General features: G+C 75.2%; 12 protein-coding genes. 5 read left to right on the top strand and 7 right to left on the bottom strand.

The genetic code is table 11. The annotated features are described in order from the left end of the window. Positions 1 to 143 precede the first annotated feature (143 nt). Positions 144 to 2591: a glycoside hydrolase family 65 protein gene (locus OHB09_RS01335; protein WP_328921468.1), complete on the top strand. Its 2448-nt coding sequence runs from the start codon at positions 144 to 146 to the stop codon at positions 2589 to 2591. A gap of 12 nt (positions 2592 to 2603) precedes the next feature. Here the strand turns inward: OHB09_RS01335 and OHB09_RS01330 are convergent, their stop codons facing one another. Then, a complete protein-coding gene (locus OHB09_RS01330; protein ID WP_191854207.1) occupies positions 2604 to 4055 on the bottom strand; it encodes a glyceraldehyde-3-phosphate dehydrogenase in 1452 nt (483 codons plus the stop codon). A gap of 282 nt (positions 4056 to 4337) precedes the next feature. Between OHB09_RS01330 and OHB09_RS01325 the strand changes: the two genes are divergently transcribed. The 3 genes from OHB09_RS01325 to pgm all read left to right on the top strand — a co-directional run bounded on the left by OHB09_RS01325 (position 4338) and on the right by pgm (position 7420). Next, positions 4338 to 5060 (top strand): FAD binding domain-containing protein, encoded by a 723-nt coding sequence (locus tag OHB09_RS01325; RefSeq protein WP_328921467.1) that lies wholly within the window; start codon positions 4338 to 4340, stop codon positions 5058 to 5060. 104 nt (positions 5061 to 5164) lie between these two features. Continuing rightward, positions 5165 to 5605 carry a hypothetical protein gene (locus OHB09_RS01320; protein WP_191890540.1) on the top strand — a complete coding sequence of 147 codons (441 nt, stop codon included), beginning with the start codon at positions 5165 to 5167 and terminating at the stop codon, positions 5603 to 5605. Between the two features lie 174 nt (positions 5606 to 5779). Further along, positions 5780 to 7420 (top strand): phosphoglucomutase (alpha-D-glucose-1,6-bisphosphate-dependent), encoded by a 1641-nt coding sequence (pgm, locus tag OHB09_RS01315; RefSeq protein ID WP_328921466.1) that lies wholly within the window; start codon positions 5780 to 5782, stop codon positions 7418 to 7420. A gap of 48 nt (positions 7421 to 7468) precedes the next feature. Here pgm and OHB09_RS01310 read toward each other — a convergent pair whose 3' ends face one another. From OHB09_RS01310 to OHB09_RS01300, 3 genes are all read right to left on the bottom strand, one after another. Further along, positions 7469 to 8593 carry a hypothetical protein gene (locus OHB09_RS01310; protein ID WP_245766057.1) on the bottom strand — a complete coding sequence of 375 codons (1125 nt, stop codon included), beginning with the start codon at positions 8591 to 8593 and terminating at the stop codon, positions 7469 to 7471. Between the two features lie 116 nt (positions 8594 to 8709). Further along, positions 8710 to 8880, bottom strand: coding sequence for a hypothetical protein (locus OHB09_RS01305; protein WP_191854209.1), 171 nt, complete (start codon positions 8878 to 8880; stop codon positions 8710 to 8712). A 35-nt stretch (positions 8881 to 8915) separates the two neighbouring features. Then, positions 8916 to 9272 (bottom strand): PRC-barrel domain-containing protein, encoded by a 357-nt coding sequence (locus tag OHB09_RS01300; RefSeq protein ID WP_040893335.1) that lies wholly within the window; start codon positions 9270 to 9272, stop codon positions 8916 to 8918. A gap of 351 nt (positions 9273 to 9623) precedes the next feature. Between OHB09_RS01300 and OHB09_RS01295 the strand changes: the two genes are divergently transcribed. Beyond that, positions 9624 to 11216 carry a hypothetical protein gene (locus OHB09_RS01295; RefSeq protein ID WP_006137055.1) on the top strand — a complete coding sequence of 531 codons (1593 nt, stop codon included), beginning with the start codon at positions 9624 to 9626 and terminating at the stop codon, positions 11214 to 11216. Between the two features lie 93 nt (positions 11217 to 11309). On the opposite strand, the gene OHB09_RS01290 is transcribed toward OHB09_RS01295, so the two are convergent. The 3 genes from OHB09_RS01290 to OHB09_RS01280 form a co-directional block, all read right to left on the bottom strand. Next, entirely contained in the window at positions 11310 to 11708 is a 399-nt protein-coding gene (locus OHB09_RS01290) for a hypothetical protein (RefSeq protein ID WP_191890542.1), read from the bottom strand. A 115-nt stretch (positions 11709 to 11823) separates the two neighbouring features. Beyond that, complete coding sequence (locus tag OHB09_RS01285) at positions 11824 to 12732, bottom strand: C40 family peptidase (protein WP_328921465.1); 909 nt, start codon at positions 12730 to 12732, stop codon at positions 11824 to 11826. A gap of 115 nt (positions 12733 to 12847) precedes the next feature. After that, positions 12848 to 16816, bottom strand: a complete 3969-nt coding sequence (locus tag OHB09_RS01280; protein ID WP_328921464.1) for an nSTAND1 domain-containing NTPase — start codon at positions 16814 to 16816, stop codon at positions 12848 to 12850. Between the last annotated feature and the right edge of the window lie 42 nt (positions 16817 to 16858).

Raw genomic sequence — 16858 nt, 5'->3', positions numbered from 1 at the left:
GAGAGAGAGCCTCACGAGAGGAAGCCGAGGACGGGCATGAAGCCTTGCGCCACTCACCGCCACCCGCACTCCGCCCGGCCGGAGACCTCCCCCCGGCCGGGCGGCGCGCACCCCCGCCCCACCGCCGCACCCGCGGCCGCCCTGTGACCGCCCGGCACCCGACGGCGGCGACCCTCGCCCCGGTCCCGCACCACGCCCCCCTCGCCGCCGGCACCTCCGCCCCCGGCACCTGGGCGTACGAGGGCTACGACCCGGCCGCCGAACGTCTGCGGGAGGCACTGTGCACCCTGGGCAACGGCCGCTTCGCCACCCGCGGCGCACTGCCCGAGTGCACGGCGGACGACGTCCACTACCCCGGCACCTACGTGGCCGGCTGCTACGACCGCCTCACCTCCGAGGTCGCCGGTCGCCAGGTCGAGAACGAGGACATGGTCAACCTCCCGAACTGGCTGCCGCTGCGGTTCCGCCCCGCCGGCGGCGACTGGCTCACCCCCGACACCACGACCGTCCTGGAGCACCACCTCACCCTCCACCTGGACGGCGGCACCCTGACCCGGCACACCCGCTACGCCCTCGACGAGCAGCGGATCCTCGACGTGCGCCAGCAGCGGCTCGTCTCCATGGCCGACCCCCATCTCGCCGCGCTCCGCACCGAGTTCACCTGCGAGGGGGCGGCCCTCGACCTCGAGGTCGAGGCGGCGCTCGACGGAGGTGTCACCAACGCCGGGGTCGCCCGCTACCGCGAACTCGACGGCCGGCACCTCACCCACATCCACACCGGCACGGCCGCCACCGCGCCCGGCACCGCCTGGCTGCGCTGCCGCACCCGCGGCTCCGACGTCCGCATCGGCATGGCCGCCCGGGTCACCGCGGACGCCCCCGTCACCGTCCGCCACGCGCACCCGCGCGCCCTGCACACCGCACGCCTGCGGCTGGAACCCGGCCGGACGGCCCGCGTCGACAAGACCGTCGCCCTGCACACCTCCCGCGACCCCGCCATCGGCGACCCGCGGCACGCCGCCGTCGAACGGGCCGGTGCGGCGCCCGGCTTCGAGCAACTGCGGGAGGACCACCGGGCCGCCTGGGAGCGGCTGTGGCGCCGGGCGCGTCTGGAGGTCCCCGGGGAGCCCGGCCAGATCCTGCGGCTCCACCTCTTCCACGTCCTGCAGACCCTGTCCCCGCACACCGCCGACCTCGACGTCGGCGTGCCCGCGCGAGGGCTGCACGGCGAGGCCTACCGCGGCCATGTCTTCTGGGACGAGCTGTTCGTGCTGCCGTACCTCAACCTGCACCTGCCCGAGGTGTCCCGGGCCCTGCTCGGCTACCGCCACCGGCGTCTGGAACCCGCCCGCGCGGCCGCCCGCGCCCTCGGCAGACGCGGCGCCATGTACCCGTGGCAGAGCGGCAGCGACGGGCGGGAGGAGACCCAGCGGCTGCACCTCAACCCCCGCTCCGGGCGCTGGCTGCCCGACCACTCCCACCTCCAGCGGCACGTCGGGTCGGCGATCGCGCACAACGTGTGGCAGTACTGCGAGGCGAGCGGCGACACCGAGTTCCTGCACACCGCCGGCGCCGAGATGCTGCTCGAGATCGCCCGCTTCTGGGCGGACTCGGCCACCTGGGACCCTGCCCTGCGCAGTCACCGCATCCTCGGCGTCATGGGCCCCGACGAGTACCACGACGCCTATCCCGGCGCCGACCGGCCCGGCCTCGACGACAACGCCTACACGAACGTCACCGCCGCCTGGGTGCTCACCCGCACCCTGGACCTGCTCGGCTCCCTCCCCGAGCCCCGGCGCCGCGAACTCACCGAGGACCTGGAGCTGACGGACGAGGAACTGCGGCGCTGGGAGGAGGTCTCCCGCACCCTGCGCATCCCCTTCCACGAGGGCGTCATCAGTCAGTTCGAGGGCTACGGCGACCTGGACGAACTCGACTGGGAGGCCTACCGCGCCCGCTACGGCGACATCCGCCGGCTGGACCGGATCCTGGAGGCCGAGGGGGACAGCGTCAACCACTACAGGGCCTCCAAGCAGGCCGACGTCCTCATGCTCGGCCACCTCCTCCCGCCGCACGAACTCGTCGCCCTCTTCGCCCGGCTCGGCCACCGCTTCGACGACGACCTCTGGCGCCGCACCGTCGACCACTACCTGGCCCGCACCAGCCACGGCTCCACCCTCAGCGGGCTGGTCCACGGCTGGGTCCTGGCCCGCTGCCGCCGCACGGAGGCGTGGGACCACGTCCAGGAGGCGCTGCTCAGCGACGTGGCCGATGTGCAGGGCGGTACCACGGGCGAGGGCATCCACCTCGGCGCCATGGCCGGCACCCTCGACCTCGTCCAGCGCGGGCTGCCCGGCCTGGAGACCCGCGAGGGCGCGCTGTGGCTGGACCCGGTCCCGCTGCCGAGACTGTCCTCCTACGGCTTCACCGTGCGCCACGACGGCCACTGGGGCGTACGGCTGCGGCTGGAACACCGGTGCGTGGAGATCGAGGTGCCGCCCTCGGAGGAGGCACCTCTCGACATCCACCTCGCCGGCCGGGCATTCCGGGTCCGGCCGGGGGAGGTGCGCCGGCTGGAGCTGCCGGACTGAGGCCGGTTCCGGTCAGGCGGCCGGTGCCGGGTACGTCGGGTACTCGACGCCGGACACGTACTGCACCACCCGCACGACCTGGCAGGAGTACCCGAACTCGTTGTCGTACCAGAGGTACAGGATCGCGTTGTCGCCCTCGACCTTGGTCGCGCCCGCGTCCACGATCGAGGCGTGCCGGGAGCCGACGAAGTCGCTGGAGACCGCGTCCGGCGCGGTGGTGAAGTCGATCTGCCGCTTCAGCGGCGAGGTCAGCGACACCTCCCGCAGGTGGTCGAGGACCTCCTCCCGGCTGGTCTCCCGCGCGAGCTGGAGATTGAGGATGGCGATCGAGACGTCCGGCACCGGCACCCGGATCGAGCTGCCGGTGATCCGCGCCTTGAGGTCGGGCAGCGCCTTGGCGACCGCGGAGGCCGCCCCCGTCTCGGTGAGCACCATGTTGAGCGGCGCCGAGCGTCCGCGCCGCTCCGACTTGTGGTAATTGTCCAGCAGGTTCTGGTCGTTGGTGAACGAGTGGACCGTCTCCACGTGTCCGCGCTCCACCCCGAACTCGTCGTCCATCGCCTTCAGCGGCGGCACGATGGCGTTGGTGGTGCAGGAGGCGCAGGACAGGACGCGCTCGTCCGGCTTGATGGTGTCGTGGTTGACGCCGTGGACGATGTTGGGGACGTCGCCCTTGCCCGGCGCGGTGAGCACCACCTTGTCGATGCCGGGCCGCAGGTGCTGCGACAGCCCCTCGCGGTCGCGCCACTTGCCGGTGTTGTCGATGAGGATGGCGTCCTTGATGCCGTGGGCCGTGTAGTCCACCTGGGACGGGTCGTCGGCGTGGATGACCTTGATGGTGTTGCCGTTGGCGGTGATGGTGCCGTTGGCCTCGTCGACGGTGATCGTGCCCTGGAACTGGCCGTGCACGGAGTCGCGGCGCAGCAGCGAGGCCCGCTTGACGAGGTCCTCGCCCACCCGGCCGCCGCCGCGCACGACGATCGCGCGCAGCCGCAGCCCGTTGCCGGAGCCGGACTTCTCGATGAGCAGCCGGGCGACGAGGCGGCCGATGCGGCCGAAGCCGTAGAGCACGACATCGCGCGGCTCGCGTCGCTCGATCTTGTCGGCGCCGGTCGCGCCCGCGACGGCCTCGGCGGTGAACTCCCTCACGGACAGGCCGCGGTCGTCCTCCTTGTAGGTCGCGGCGAGCATGCCCAGGTCGATCTGGGAGGGGCCGAGGTCGAGGGTGGTCAGCGCCTGGAGGAAGGGCAGCGTCTCGGTGACCGACAGCTCCGCGCCGGCGATCTGCCGGGCGAACCGGTGGGTCTTGAGGATGCTCACCACCGACTTGTTCACCAGGGAGCGGCTGTGCAGGAGAACGGTGACGTCCCGCTCCCGGTGCAGCTTCCCGATCATCGGGATCATCGACTCCGCGATCTCCTCGCGGTGCTTCCAGTGGGTGAACGAACCGTCGTTGTCAGTCACAGAACTATCTCTCAGTCGAGCTAGCAGGCGCTCATATGCTAACCGCACGAATGGTCCACTCGATCGAGGGGGCACCCACCCGCACCCCGCACGACCCGCCCGGACGCGGCTCGGCAGGAAGCGTGCCCGGCACGAGGGGCGCACGGAATCGAAGGATGAGACCTGTACGCGCCCCCGCGGGCCTCGGCAGAATGCGCCATGTCGGCGATCACGTGGCCCGGGTGCCGCCCGTCCCTCCGCCGCAGGGCGTCACCCCCTTCGCAGGAAAGCAGGTCGGCTGCCGTGCTGTTGTCTCTGCCCACCACCGTGTCCGCCCTCCGGGAATGCCTCGCCCAGGGGGCGGTGCCCGTCGGCGGCGCGACCCTCGTCTGGGCCACCTGGCAGCGCGAGGGCTTCCCCGAACAGGCCGTGTCACTGCGCGAGGTGCCCGAGGCCACCGTCCTCGGACGCGAGGAACTCGGCGCGGGCGTCCTGCTCCACCAGGTCGACGACCGGGTGCCCGAGGTGCTGCGCCGCGCGGCCGGCTCGGTCGGCACCGGTGCCGTGCGCCGCGCGGCCACGGTCGGCGGCAACCTCGTCGGCAGCACGCTGCGCTGTCTGCTGCCCGCCGCCCTCGTCCTGGACGCCCGCGCCCGGGTCCTCGGGGGCGAGGGGACCTACGAGACCGACCTCGCCGAACTCGTCGCCAAACGCCACCTGTTGCTCTCCCTGCGCTGGCACGCCCCGCTCACCAGCGGCTACCGCAAGCTGCCCGGCGACGCGGGCGGCCCGCCGCCCTTCGTGGTCGCCACCGCCGTGCACGCCGACGCCGAGGGCGGACACCTGCTGCGCGTCGCCGTCCGGGACGGCTACGAGGTGATCGCCGAGAGCGCGTCCCACGGTGCCGGCGCGCCGGAGGTTCTCGACGCCCTGCGCCGCACACCCCTCGGCGCCCTTCCCCCCACGGCCTGGGAGGCGGTCCGCGCGCAGGTCACCGAGACCCTCGCCGATCCGGCGCTCGGCTGAGGCGGCCACCGGCCGCCGCACAGCACCAGTCCGCCGCGTCACGGTCGTCAACCCCCGAGAATACGAGGCTGTTTGCGGTCGGAGTCAGCGGCAAAGCGGAGTGCATGACTGAATCGAACTCCAAACCCAGCAACAGCACGCAGGCGAAGTCCAAGACCGCCGAGGCCACCCGTTCCAAGGCCCAGGGGGCCGCGGACAAGGCCACCGCACCCGCCTCCGGGGCCGCGAAGGCCGTCGCGGGCAAGGCGGGTGACGCCGCGTCGGCGGCCCGCAACGGTACCGAGCGCGCGGCCACCGCGACGGCGCAGGTGGCCCAGACCGCGGTCAAGGGCGTCGAGGCCGGCCGGCAGGCCGTCGTCGCCACCACCGGCCAGGTCGCGGCCACCGCACGGACGGCCTGGACGGTCCTCGCCCAGCGCAAGGCCGTCGCCGCCGGAGTCGGTGCCGGACTGACCGCGCTCAGCGCCGCCTCCTACGCGGTGGGCCGCCGCGCGGCTCGGCACAGCCACGGGCCCCTCACCCGGCTCACCGGCGGTCGCTTCTGAGGGACTCCCCGAGGGCCCCTGCCCGGCCGTCGGCGGGCCGTGCCCGCCGACGCCGGCCCCCACCTCCGCCCCGCACCGCCGGTCACACACGCGCACATCGCAGACGTGCACATCGCACCGGCGGGGGAAGATGGGAGCGCGAGCGAACGCACGACCGATGCGGAGGAGTGGGGCATGCTGCACGAACGAGCCGGCGAGCCGGCCGAGCCCGAGGACCTGATCGACGTCGCCCGGCTGGTGACCGCGTACTACGCGCTGCACCCCGACCCGGCCGAACCGGGACAGCGCGTCGCCTTCGGCACGTCCGGACACCGTGGATCCTCCCTGGCCACGGCCTTCAACGAGGACCACATCGCCGCCACCAGCCAGGCCATCTGCGAGTACCGCACCGCACAGGGCACCGACGGCCCGCTGTTCCTCGGCGCCGACACCCACGCCCTGTCCGAGCCTGCCCGGGTCACCGCGCTGGAGGTGTTCGCGGCCAACGACGTCACCGTCCTCGTCGACAGTGCCGACGGCTACACCCCCACCCCCGCCGTCTCGCACGCCATCCTCACCCACAACCGGGGCCGCACCGCCCACCTCGCCGACGGCGTCGTCGTCACCCCCAGCCACAACCCGCCCGCCGACGGCGGCTTCAAGTACAACCCGCCCAGCGGCGGCCCGGCCGGTTCGGAGGCCACCTCCTGGATCCAGGACCGCGCCAACGAGATCATCGCGGGCGGACTGAAGGACGTGCGGCGCATCCCCTACACGCGCGCGCTCGCCGCCCCCGGCACCGGCCGCCACGACTTCCTCTCCGCCTACGTCGCCGACCTGCCGAGCGTCCTCGACCTCGACGCGATCCGCACGGCCGGCGTACGCATCGGCGCCGACCCGCTCGGCGGGGCCTCCGTCGCCTACTGGGGCCGCATCGCCGAGGAGCACCGGATCGACCTCACCGTGGTCAACCCGCTCGCCGACCCCACCTGGCGGTTCATGACGCTGGACTGGGACGGCAAGATCCGCATGGACTGCTCCTCGCCGCACGCCATGGCCTCCCTCATCGCCGCGCGCGACCGCTTCGACCTCGCCACCGGCAACGACGCCGACGCCGACCGGCACGGCATCGTCACCCCGGACGCCGGACTGATGAACCCCAACCACTACCTGGCCACCGCGATCTCCTACCTCTACGCCCACCGCCCCGACTGGCCGGGCGACGCGGGCGTGGGCAAGACCCTCGTGTCCTCCAGCATGATCGACCGGGTCGCCGCCGACCTCGGCCGCCGGCTGGTCGAGGTCCCCGTCGGCTTCAAGTGGTTCGTGGACGGACTGGCCGGCGGCTCGCTCGGCTTCGGCGGCGAGGAGTCCGCCGGGGCCTCCTTCCTGCGCCGGGACGGCTCCGTGTGGACCACCGACAAGGACGGCATCCTCCTGGCCCTGCTCGCCTCCGAGATCACCGCCGTCACCGGGCGCACCCCCTCGGAGCAGCACGCCGCCCTCACCGCCCGCTTCGGCGAGCCCGCCTACGCCCGCATCGACGCCCCCGCCACCCGGGAGCAGAAGGCACGGCTGGGCAAGCTGTCCCCGGCCCAGGTCGGCGCCGACACCCTCGCCGGGGAACCGGTCACCGACATCCTCACCGAGGCCCCCGGCAACGGGGCCGCGCTCGGCGGCATCAAGGTCGTCACCGAGAACGCCTGGTTCGCGGCCCGGCCCTCGGGCACGGAGGACGTCTACAAGGTCTACGCGGAGTCCTTCCGCGGCCCCGACCACCTGCGGCAGGTGCAGGAGGAGGCCCAGTCGGTCGTCAACCAGGCCCTGGGCGAGTGACATCCCGCCGCCGGCCGGGGTCACGGCCCCGGCCGGCGGCGGGCGTCCTCAGGCGGCGGTGGGCGCCGCGGTCAGCGCGCCCAGGACGAGGGAGGCCTCACGCCGCGAAGTGCCCACGAGCACCGGCACCTCACCGTCCCGGCACTCCACGACGACTCCGTCGTACTTGTAGATCCCCGGCCACCCCTCGGGATCGTCGGGCCGCAGCGACCGCACGCCCACGACGCGGAGCGAGGACGGCAGCGGACGCAACGCGGCGCGCCCGGCCGGGTCGGGGGTCGCGGCCGGAGGCCCGTCGCCCACCACCAGGTACCCGAAGCCGAACACGCTGTAGGGCACGTCCCCGTGGACACTCGCCCGTACGCACCGCCTGCGCGCGGGCCGGACGGCGACGACGTCCCGCACGTCGGCCGCCCGCCGCATCCGCCTGCGCAGCACCCACACGAACAGGGCGCCGACACCCGCCGAGGGAAGCACACCCACCGCCGTGATCAGCAGCGCGTACGGGACGTTCGCGCCGCCCAGTCCGGCGAGAATCCCCACCACGGACAGAATCGTCCCGGCCACCCACATCCCGGCAGGCCACCACGGCCAGTCCCGCCGTACCGCCGCGCGGTGGCGGGGAAGCGCCCACGCGGACCACAGGGCCAGCAGGCCGAGGGGGAGCACCGCGAGGCCGACGCCCAGGGGAATCCGCCAGTCGTCGACGGGGGAGAGGCGGGTGTCCTGCACGGCCTCGCCGAAGCGCACGGACCGGATCGCGCCGCGCCAGGAGGTGAGCGTCACCTCGTCACCGGGGCGGACCGCGTCGTACACCGGCGAGTGCCCGGCCATGCGCAGGCGGTGGTGGGCGCCGGAACCGCGGACGAGCACCACGAGGTCGTAGTCGGGGGAGCGCTTCTCGTGCACCTCCAGCCTGTCCCGGACGGTCGCCTCGACCGCGAGGCGGCAGGAACCGCCGGGTCGCGTGCCGGCCGGGCAGACCGGCGCCGACCGGTAGGCGTCCTTCTCGGCGAGCCTGCCGGGGACCAGCCCGAACATCACGGTGGACAGCGCGAGCAGCAGGACGCCGCACACGACCCCCACCGCCCGCCCGCGGCCGGAGCCCGTGTCCCTCGTCGTCCCGGCCGGTGTCCCCGTCATCCCCGTCGCCCCCTCCGCGCGTCCTGTCACGAGGGCATCATGCGCCGGCGGGCGACTCGCGATCATTGCCGGGACCGGGCAGTCTTCGCCGTCCCGGGTTGCCGGAGCCCCGTGGAGTTCCGGTGCTTCGGTGAGGTGGTGGTGCCTCAGCGGGGCATGCGGCGCCCCGAGCGGCGCCCGGCGCGCAGGCCGCTCAGGAACAGGGCGACGATGAACACGACGATGCCGATGACCAGCAGGTAGAGCAGACCCTTGGCGAGCGCGCCGATCAGACCGAGGGCCACGGCGATCAGAACGAGGAGGAGGATGACGGCCATGGCCGTGCCTTTCTGGTGCGTGTCGGTGGGCGTGGTCAGCGCCGGGCCAGCCGACGCTCCCCGGTGGCCCCGGGCCGGTAGGCGAACTCGTAGTGGGCGAACACGGCGGGCTCCTCGGTGGCGAGCAGCTCGCCGTCGGTGTCGATGCTGGGCGCGCCCTTGATCTGCCTCTTGTCCCAGGCCACCCGCAGGTACTCGGGCCCGACCTGCGCCCCGTCGAGCGGGACGAAGGCCAGCCGGTGCCGGGTGGGCATCCCCACGCGCACGGTGGCGAAGGCCGGCTCGTCCGTGGTGGTGTCCACGTAGATCGCCTCCAGCGTGCCGAGCTTTTTGTCGGATGCGTCGAGGACGTCGCGCCCTCGCCATTCGCGGATGTCGGTGACGGTGAACACGTCCACGCCTTCCTTCCTGCCGGAACGCACCGGGTGCGCCGGCCGCCGGGGTACCGCGGGACTGCGAGTACCTCGCCACCCTCCGGTTACCCCCGTCCGCCGCCGGGTCCCTCGGCGGCCGGGACCGGCCGTGCCGCCAGTAAACGCGCGCCGCGCGCGGGGCGCATCCCGGAAGCCGCCCCGCACCGGCCCGCGGACCACCCTCCGGTCCCTCTCCTGCGTCCTCAACTCGGCCGCGCGCGGCCCCCGTTGTCAGACCCGGCCGCTAGTGTCCCGGCAACTGGAACCACCGAGGGCACCGTGCGGCGACACGGCCGGACGATGCCCCCCGACACGCGTGAGGAACCACAGATGGACCCCTCCTTCGCCGTATTCGCCGACTTCGGCTCCCGTCCCGCAGCACTGACGAACGCGGTCGTCCGCCACCACCGCTGCGCGGTGGCCTCCACGTACGTCGTGGTGACGGCGGGCGGCCACCTCAAGGTCGACTTCGTGGTGCCGGACCAGCTGAACACCGCCGAGGCGGTCCTGCGGCTGGAGACGCTCGGCACCACCGCGCCGATGGACGTCGTGCTGAACGGCGAGACGGTGGCCAAGGAGTTCCGGCTGCCCGAGGCGGACACCCCCGACGCCCCGCGGGAATACGTGCTGAACGTCCCCGGCACGGCCCTGCTGCCCGGCGTCAACGTGCTGCAGCTCCGCAACGCCGACGGGGACGGGGCCGTGCTGCGGCTGCGCACCCTCGCGCTGGACCCCGTCGAGGCCGCCGAGCGCGCACGGCGGGCCCGCGCCGCCCGGGACGGAGGCCCCTCCGTGCGGACCTACGCCACCGAACGCCGCCCGCTCGGCGCCCCCGTCTGGCAGCCGGGCCCGACCCTCACCGTCCACCTCGACCAGGGCGGGACGCCCGCCGGCCCGGCCGGGCAGGAGCCTCCCGCCCGGCTCGCGTGGCGCGGCACCGACGGCACCGAGTCCTCCGTGGCGTTCCGCACCGACCTGTCCGGGTTCCACGGTCACGTGCGCGGCCCCGAGGGGTCCCTCGGCGAGGTGCGCGGCGCGCTGACCGGCACGCGGCCCCGCCCGGAGGGACCGCTCGCGGCCCGGGTGCGGCACTTCGTCACCGAGGAGGAGCACGACGGCGTGTGGCGCCCGGCCGGCCGGCTGGGCCTGCTGCTCGACGACGGCGCCCCGCTGGAGCGGGTGACCTGGAGCGGCCGCGGCGGCACGGCCACCTCCCTCTCCCTGGTCACCGACACCACCCGCGGCGCGGGACCGGCCGGCGGCGAGCGCCGCGACATCACCGACCGCGTGCGCGAGGTGCAGGCCAGCGACGAGTTCACGGCGGCCGGCGAGGTCGCCCCCAACCTGCTGCGCACCGCGCGCACCAAGTGGCTCGCCCAGGAGAGGGACCCGGAGGTGACCTTCACCTTCGACAGCCCCCTCACGGTCACCGCCTACAGCCTGACCTCCGCCAACGACTTCACCGAGCGCGACCCGGCGGACTGGACCCTGGAGGGCTCCCACGACGGGCGGACCTGGATGACCCTGGACATCCGCCAGGACCAGCACTTCCGGCGGCGGTTCGAGACCAAGGAGTACGTCCTCGCCACCACCGGGGCCTTCTCGCACTACCGGCTGAACATCGGCGACAACTGCGGCGACCACCTGACCCAGCTGAGCGCCGTACGGTTCTTCGACGCCGGCGAGGCGGCCCCGGCGTCCGACACCCTCGCCTTCATCGGCTACCGGCAGGCCCCCGGCGCGGAACCCGTCGGCTACCGCGGCACGAGCGTCCCCGCGCCCGCCGAGGGGATCGCGGCGACGGCGGAGGGCGACACCGGCGAGGAGGAGGAACTGCTCGTCGGAGACTTCTCGGGGACCGCGCAGAGCCTGCAGGAGGCCGCCCAGCTGCTGGAGCGGCTGACCCGGTACCTGCGCCGCTGATCCCGGCCGGGAACCCGGAACGGCCGTGCCGCACCCCGCGCGGAGCGGGGTGCGGCACGGCCTGCTCGACGTCATCGGCTGGCCCGGGCCGGTTCAGCACTCGCGCAGACCGGGCGCCGGGTCGACCCGGGTGTGGACGTCGGCCGCCGGGACGTTGCCCCACTGGCCGTTGTCCAGCTTCGTCCAGTACCAGACGTTGTTGCCGCCGAGGTGGGTGTCACCGCGCCCCCAGCACTGGAACCAGCTGAAGCCCGTGGTGAGCGTGCCCCGCACGCCACTGCCGTACGAGCGGTGCACATACCCCTTGGCACCGACCCGGTTGCCGCACCACAGCCTGGCGTCGGCGCGCACCCCGCACTCGGCTGCCGCCGCGGCGGGCGCGGCGGCAGCCGTGTGGCGGGCCGGGGTGGCCTGGGCGGGCGCGGCGACGGTCAGGCCCCCGCACAGGGCGGCGCCGGCGAGGGACAGGGCGATCTTCCGGTAAGCGGACATGGTTCCTCCTGGAACGTGGCTCCCGTGGAGCCGGACAAGGGTGGGAGTGGAACGGTGGAGCGGAGAGGCGGGCGGGGGCGGGCCGCCGGGCGGCGGCCGTGCCGGTCCGGTCCCGTCAGCGGCAGGTGGGCACGCCGTCCAGCCAGGCGGGGCCCTTGAGGTAGATGTTGGTGATCCACGCCCGGTACTCGGGCAGATAGGACCAGGCGTCGTTGGTGTAGCCCTCGGCCGTCACGGTCTGGGCGTGCTTCTGGCACTCCACGCGCACGAGGGTCGGACCGTCGAACCGGTGCACCCGCGCACTGGTCGTGGACGGCTCGGTGTGGGTCCACACCCCCGTGCCCCAGGTGCTGAAGGTGCCCGAGGGCGCCGACCCCGTGCCGATGCGGACGGCCCCGGCGTAGTCCCCGCCCAGCCGCACGTCGCTGACCATGACGCGGGTGCCGGACTGCCGGGCCTCGACCATCTTCCCGGCGCCCAGGTAGAGCGCGATGTGGTGGATCGAGCCGCCCGAGCCCCAGGCGAGCAGGTCGCCCGGGAGCAGCGGTGCCGTGCCCTGCCCGGCGGTGAACCGCTGCGTCACCCGGGGCGAGTGGAACTGGTGGTACGAGTTGCCGTTCAGCGGGTCACCGCCGAGGGCGCGGGCGTAGGCGTACCGGACCAGCCCCGAGCAGTCGAAGCCCCGCCGCTCGGGGTCGTGGGCGCTGGCCGGGTCGCTCGGGTCGACCTGGCCGTACGTCGGTCCGGGCTGCGCCCCGTGGCCCCCGCCCCACGTGTACCAGACGCCGATCTGCTCGCAGGCGGCCCGCACGGCGGCCTGCGCGGCGGCGGAGGCGCCGGGGGACAGCACGGCACAGCCGGCCGCCGCCCGCGCCGGAGTCGCGGCGGCCGCCCCGGCCGCCGGTGCCGTCAGGGCGGCTCCCCCGAGAGCGAGCAGCGCCGCCAGTACGACGGCCGCTCCGCGTGGCGGCGACGCGGGTGGCAGTTTCCCCCGCACCGCCGCGAGTACCTCGCGTGTGGTCATTCTCGTTCCCCGTTTCCCGCACTCACGGATGGACGTGAGCGTCGTGGGTGTCAGCACTGTTCTTCGTGCGCCGGCCGGCCTTCCGTGGCCGGGCCCGGTCCGCCAGGGTCACTCGTCACCGGTGGCGTATCGGTGACGGACCTGCGGCGACCCGTCCGGCGGCATCTCGAGACTGGGGTGCCGCGGGGTCCGCTGTCGAGGGATCCCGGGTCGCCCACCGCGAAGGGAAACGGGAAACCCCCGGGAAACCCGCGGGTGCCGGGGCGCCGACGAGGGCCCGGATCGCCGCCGCGCGGGCCGCCGGGCCGAGGGACCAGCGGCGGACGGTGCCGTCGGTGCCGCAGCTCACCGGCCGTGTCCCGCCCGGGGCGAAGGTCACCCCCCACACGGCGCCGCCCCGTCCCGTGAGTACCGGACCCGGCCGGTGGCGGACGGCGTCCCACAGCCGCAGCGTGCCGTCGATCCCGCCGGAGGCCAGGGTGTCCCCGTCCGGGGAGAAGGCCACCGCGCGCACGGCACCGGTGTGTCCGGTGAGGGTCGCCAGGGAGTGGCCGGAGGAGGTGTCCCACACCCGGACCGTGCCGTCGTTGCCGCTGCTCGCCAGGCGCCGCCCGCCCGGCGCGAAGGACACGCTCCGGACGGCCCCGTGGTGCCCGCGCAGCACACCGAGCGGCGCCCGCGAGGCGACGTCCCACAGCCGTACGGTCAGATCGTCGCTGCCGGAGGCGAGCGTCCGCCCGTCCGGGCTGAACGCCACCGCGTTGACGAAGTCCTGGTGCGCGGCGAGCGTGCCCAGCTCACGGTGCCGGCGCACGTCCCACAGCCGCACCGTCCGGTCCGCGCTCGCCGAGGCCAGGACGCGCCCGTCGGGGGAGAAGGCCACGCCGAACACCGAGCCGCCGTGCCCGCGCAGGGTGGCGAGCGGACGGCGCCCGGCCGGGTCCCACAGCCGTACCCGGCGGTCCGCCCCCGCGGAGGCGAGCAGCCGGCCGTCGGGCGAGAACGCCACCGTGAACACCGCGCCCCGGTGCCCCCGCAGCACCCCGGCGGGCCGGTGGCCGCGCCGGTGCCACAGCCGCACCGTGCCGTCCGCGCCCGCCGCCGCCAGCAGCCGGCCGTCCGGTGCGAAGGCCGAGGCCCACAGTTCGGTGAACGGCCGCGAGGTCCACGCCCCGCGCCCCGGGTCCCACAGCACCGCCGAGCGGTCGAAGCTGCCGGTGGCCAGGCGGTTCCCCGGTCCGACCGCCACCGCGAGCACGTAGTCGGTGTGGCCCGAGAGGGTCTCGGTGACGCGGTGGCCCGCGGTGTCCCACACCTTCGCCGTGCCGTCGCCGCTGACGCTCACCACGGCGGTGCCGTCCCGGGTGTAGGCGACCGCGTTCACGTCGTCGCTGTGCCCCCGCAGCACCGTCTCCCCACGGGAACCCACCCTGCCGGTCTCCTTCTCGCCCTGGGCCGCCCGGCCGCCGACGTCCCAGATCCGCACCGTCCGGTCGGCGCCGCCCGAGGCCACGCTCCGCCCGTCCGGCGCGAACGCCACCCCGAGCACCGCGTCGGCGTGGCCGCGCAGCACGGTGGACCGGCCGCCCCGCACCCGCCACAGCCGTACGGTGCGGTCGGCCGAACCGGACACCACCCGCCGCCCTTCGGGGCCGAAGGCCACCGCGTGCACGGCGTCCCGGTGCCCCCGCAGCACCGCCCGCTGCTTCCGCGCCCGCACGTCCCACAGCCGTACCGTCCCGTCCGCGCCCCCCGAGACCAGCGTGCCGCCGTCCGGGGAGAAGGCCACGGAGCGCACCGCTCCGGCGTGCCCGTACAGCACCCCCGCCGCCCGGCGCTCCGGCAGCCGCCACAGCCGGACCGTGCCGTCGCCGCCGGCCGCCGCCAGCGTCCTGCCGTCGGGCGCGAAGGCCACGGACAGCAGCGGAGCGCCGTATCCGGTGAGCGTCGCCACCGGGGAGCGCAGCCCCGGGCCGCCCCAGAGCCGTACGGTCGAGTCGGCGCCCGCGGTCGCGAGGAGCCGTCCGCCCGGGGAGAACGCCACCCCGTTCACCGCCCCGGTGTGCCCGGACAGCCGCCCCGCGAAGGCCCCCGACTGGGTACTGAGCAGGGCGCCGCGCGCCTGCACCGTCGGCGCGGTCCGGTATGCCCGGGCCGCCATCAGCATCGAGGCCTCCGGACGCCCGGCCGCCATGGCGAGCGAGCGGACCGCGAGCGCCTGCGACTGCGCCACCCGCCGTTCCCGCAGCGCCGCCGCGCGCTGGTGGAAGGCGAGCACGCCCGCGCCCACCGCGAGGGCCAGCAGCACCGCGAGCGTCGCCAGCAGCCGCCGCTGGACGCGGGCCCGGCGCAGCGAGGTCAGCCGCCTGCCCTGCTCCGCCCCGCGGCACGCCGCCAGGAACTCCTCCTCCACCGGCCCCGGCGGATCGTGCTCGCCCCGGGCGTCCGCCCACTCCGCGGCCGCCGCGAGCCGGTTGCCCCGGTAGAGCAGCTCCGGGTCCCTCCCGGCGTGCGCCCAGGCCGAGGCGGCGTCCGCGAGTTGCTGGCGCAGCAGCAGCCCGGCGCGGTCGGCGTCGATCCACTCCCGCAGCCGGGGCCAGGCGCGCAGCAGCACCTCGTGGGTGATCCGCACCGCGGACTCCCCGGCCGTCACCAGCCGGGCGCGGACCAGGGCGTCCAGCGCGGCCGTCGCCGCGGACCGCTCGTTCATCCCGGCGAGCAGCCGGTCCGGGGCGAGGGCCCTGCGGGTGGCCGCCTCGCCCTCGCGGACGTGCACCAGGCGCAGCAGCACCCGGCGGGCCGCCTCCCGTCCCGCCCGGTCCAGGCCGGTGAAGACCTCCTCGGCGGTACGGGCCACCGCGCCGTGCAGCCCGCCGGTCGCCGTGTACCCGGCGACCGTGAGGGTGCGGCCGGAGCGCTGATCCCAGGTGGCCAGCAGGGCGTGGGAGAGCAGCGGCAGCGACCCGGCGGAGACCGTCGCCGTCCCGTCCTCGGCGCCGTCCTCGGCGCCCGCGTCCCGGAGCAGCAGCTCCAGCAGGCCCGGCTCCAGGAGCAGTCCGGCGCGCTCCGCCGGACGGGTGACGGCGGCACGCAGTTCGGCCGAGGTCATCGGGCCCAGGACGAAGAGCCCGCCGGTGAACACCCCGGCCAGCTCGGGCCGGGCCAGGCAGTGTCCGCTGAAGTCCGCCCGCAGCCCCAGCACCACCAGGGCCGGCGCCTCGGGGCCGGCGCACAGCGCGGTCAGTTCGCGGAGGTAGGCCCGGCGCTCGGCCTCGTCGCGGCACAGGGTGAAGAGTTCCTCGAACTGGTCCACCACCAGAACGGAGCGGACGGAGCCGCCGGGGCGGACGCGCTCGGCGGAGTCGTCGTCGGCGCCGGAGCGGACGGGAGGGCCGGAGCGGACGGGAGGGCCGGAGCGGAGGGGAGGGCCCGGTTCCGGCTCCTCCGTGCCCAGCAGGGCGCGCAGATGCGCGAGGGGGTGCGCGGTGGGGGTGCACACCAGGACGCGGGGTGCGGGCGCCTCCGCCGTGCCCTCACGCGCGAGCGCCGGCACCAGACCGGCCCGCAGCAGGGAGGACTTGCCCGCCCCCGAGGGCGCCACCACCGCGAGCGGGCCCCTGCCCGACTGCCGGGCGAGCCGCTGGACGAGGGCGGCGGTGGCCCGCTCCCGCCCGAAGAACCAGTCGGCGTCCTCGGGACCGAAGGCGGCGAGGCCCCGGTAGGGGCATACGTCAGACACCTGTTCGGGGGCCCGCGCCCGCGGCACCCCCGGGACCAGCCGGGACAGCGCCCCGCCCGCCCGCAGCGCCTCGTCACAGCGTCGGGCGAGATCGGCGGTGGGCGGCTTGCCCCCGTTCTCGATCTTGCTGAGATAGCCCTTGCTGTAGTGCACGAGCCGCGCCAGCGCCGCGAGCGACAGCCCGCGCTCGCCCCGCGCCCGCCGCAGTGCCGCCCCGAACCCCTCGCCGGGATCCTCCCGCTCGGGTGGCCCCTCCCCGGCGCCGCCGTCCCCCGCGGCATCCCCCGACACGCCGCCCGCGTCCCCCGCCGGCCCCTCCGGCGACAGGTTCCGTGCCTCGCCCATGCGCTCCTCCGCCCCCGATGCGGGCGCTCACGCTAGCGGGGC

The sequence above is a fragment of the Streptomyces griseoaurantiacus genome (genome assembly GCF_036189845.1).
Lineage (GTDB): Bacteria > Actinomycetota > Actinomycetes > Streptomycetales > Streptomycetaceae > Streptomyces > Streptomyces griseoaurantiacus.
Note: the sequence above shows the minus strand (reverse complement) of the source record. Positions and strands in the feature narration are given on the sequence as shown.

Bases quoted from the DNA above. Each gene is read 5' to 3' on its own strand.
- OHB09_RS01290 (WP_191890542.1), bottom strand. From the start codon at position 11,708: ATGTCCGCTTACCGGAAGATCGCCCTGTCCCTCGCCGGCGCCGCCCTG.
- OHB09_RS01285 (WP_328921465.1), bottom strand. From the start codon at position 12,732: ATGACCACACGCGAGGTACTCGCGGCGGTGCGGGGGAAACTGCCACCC.
- OHB09_RS01305 (WP_191854209.1), bottom strand. From the start codon at position 8,880: ATGGCCGTCATCCTCCTCCTCGTTCTGATCGCCGTGGCCCTCGGTCTG.
- OHB09_RS01320 (WP_191890540.1), top strand. From the start codon at position 5,165: ATGACTGAATCGAACTCCAAACCCAGCAACAGCACGCAGGCGAAGTCC.
- OHB09_RS01295 (WP_006137055.1), top strand. From the start codon at position 9,624: ATGGACCCCTCCTTCGCCGTATTCGCCGACTTCGGCTCCCGTCCCGCA.
- pgm (WP_328921466.1), top strand. From the start codon at position 5,780: ATGCTGCACGAACGAGCCGGCGAGCCGGCCGAGCCCGAGGACCTGATC.
- OHB09_RS01280 (WP_328921464.1), bottom strand. From the start codon at position 16,816: ATGGGCGAGGCACGGAACCTGTCGCCGGAGGGGCCGGCGGGGGACGCG.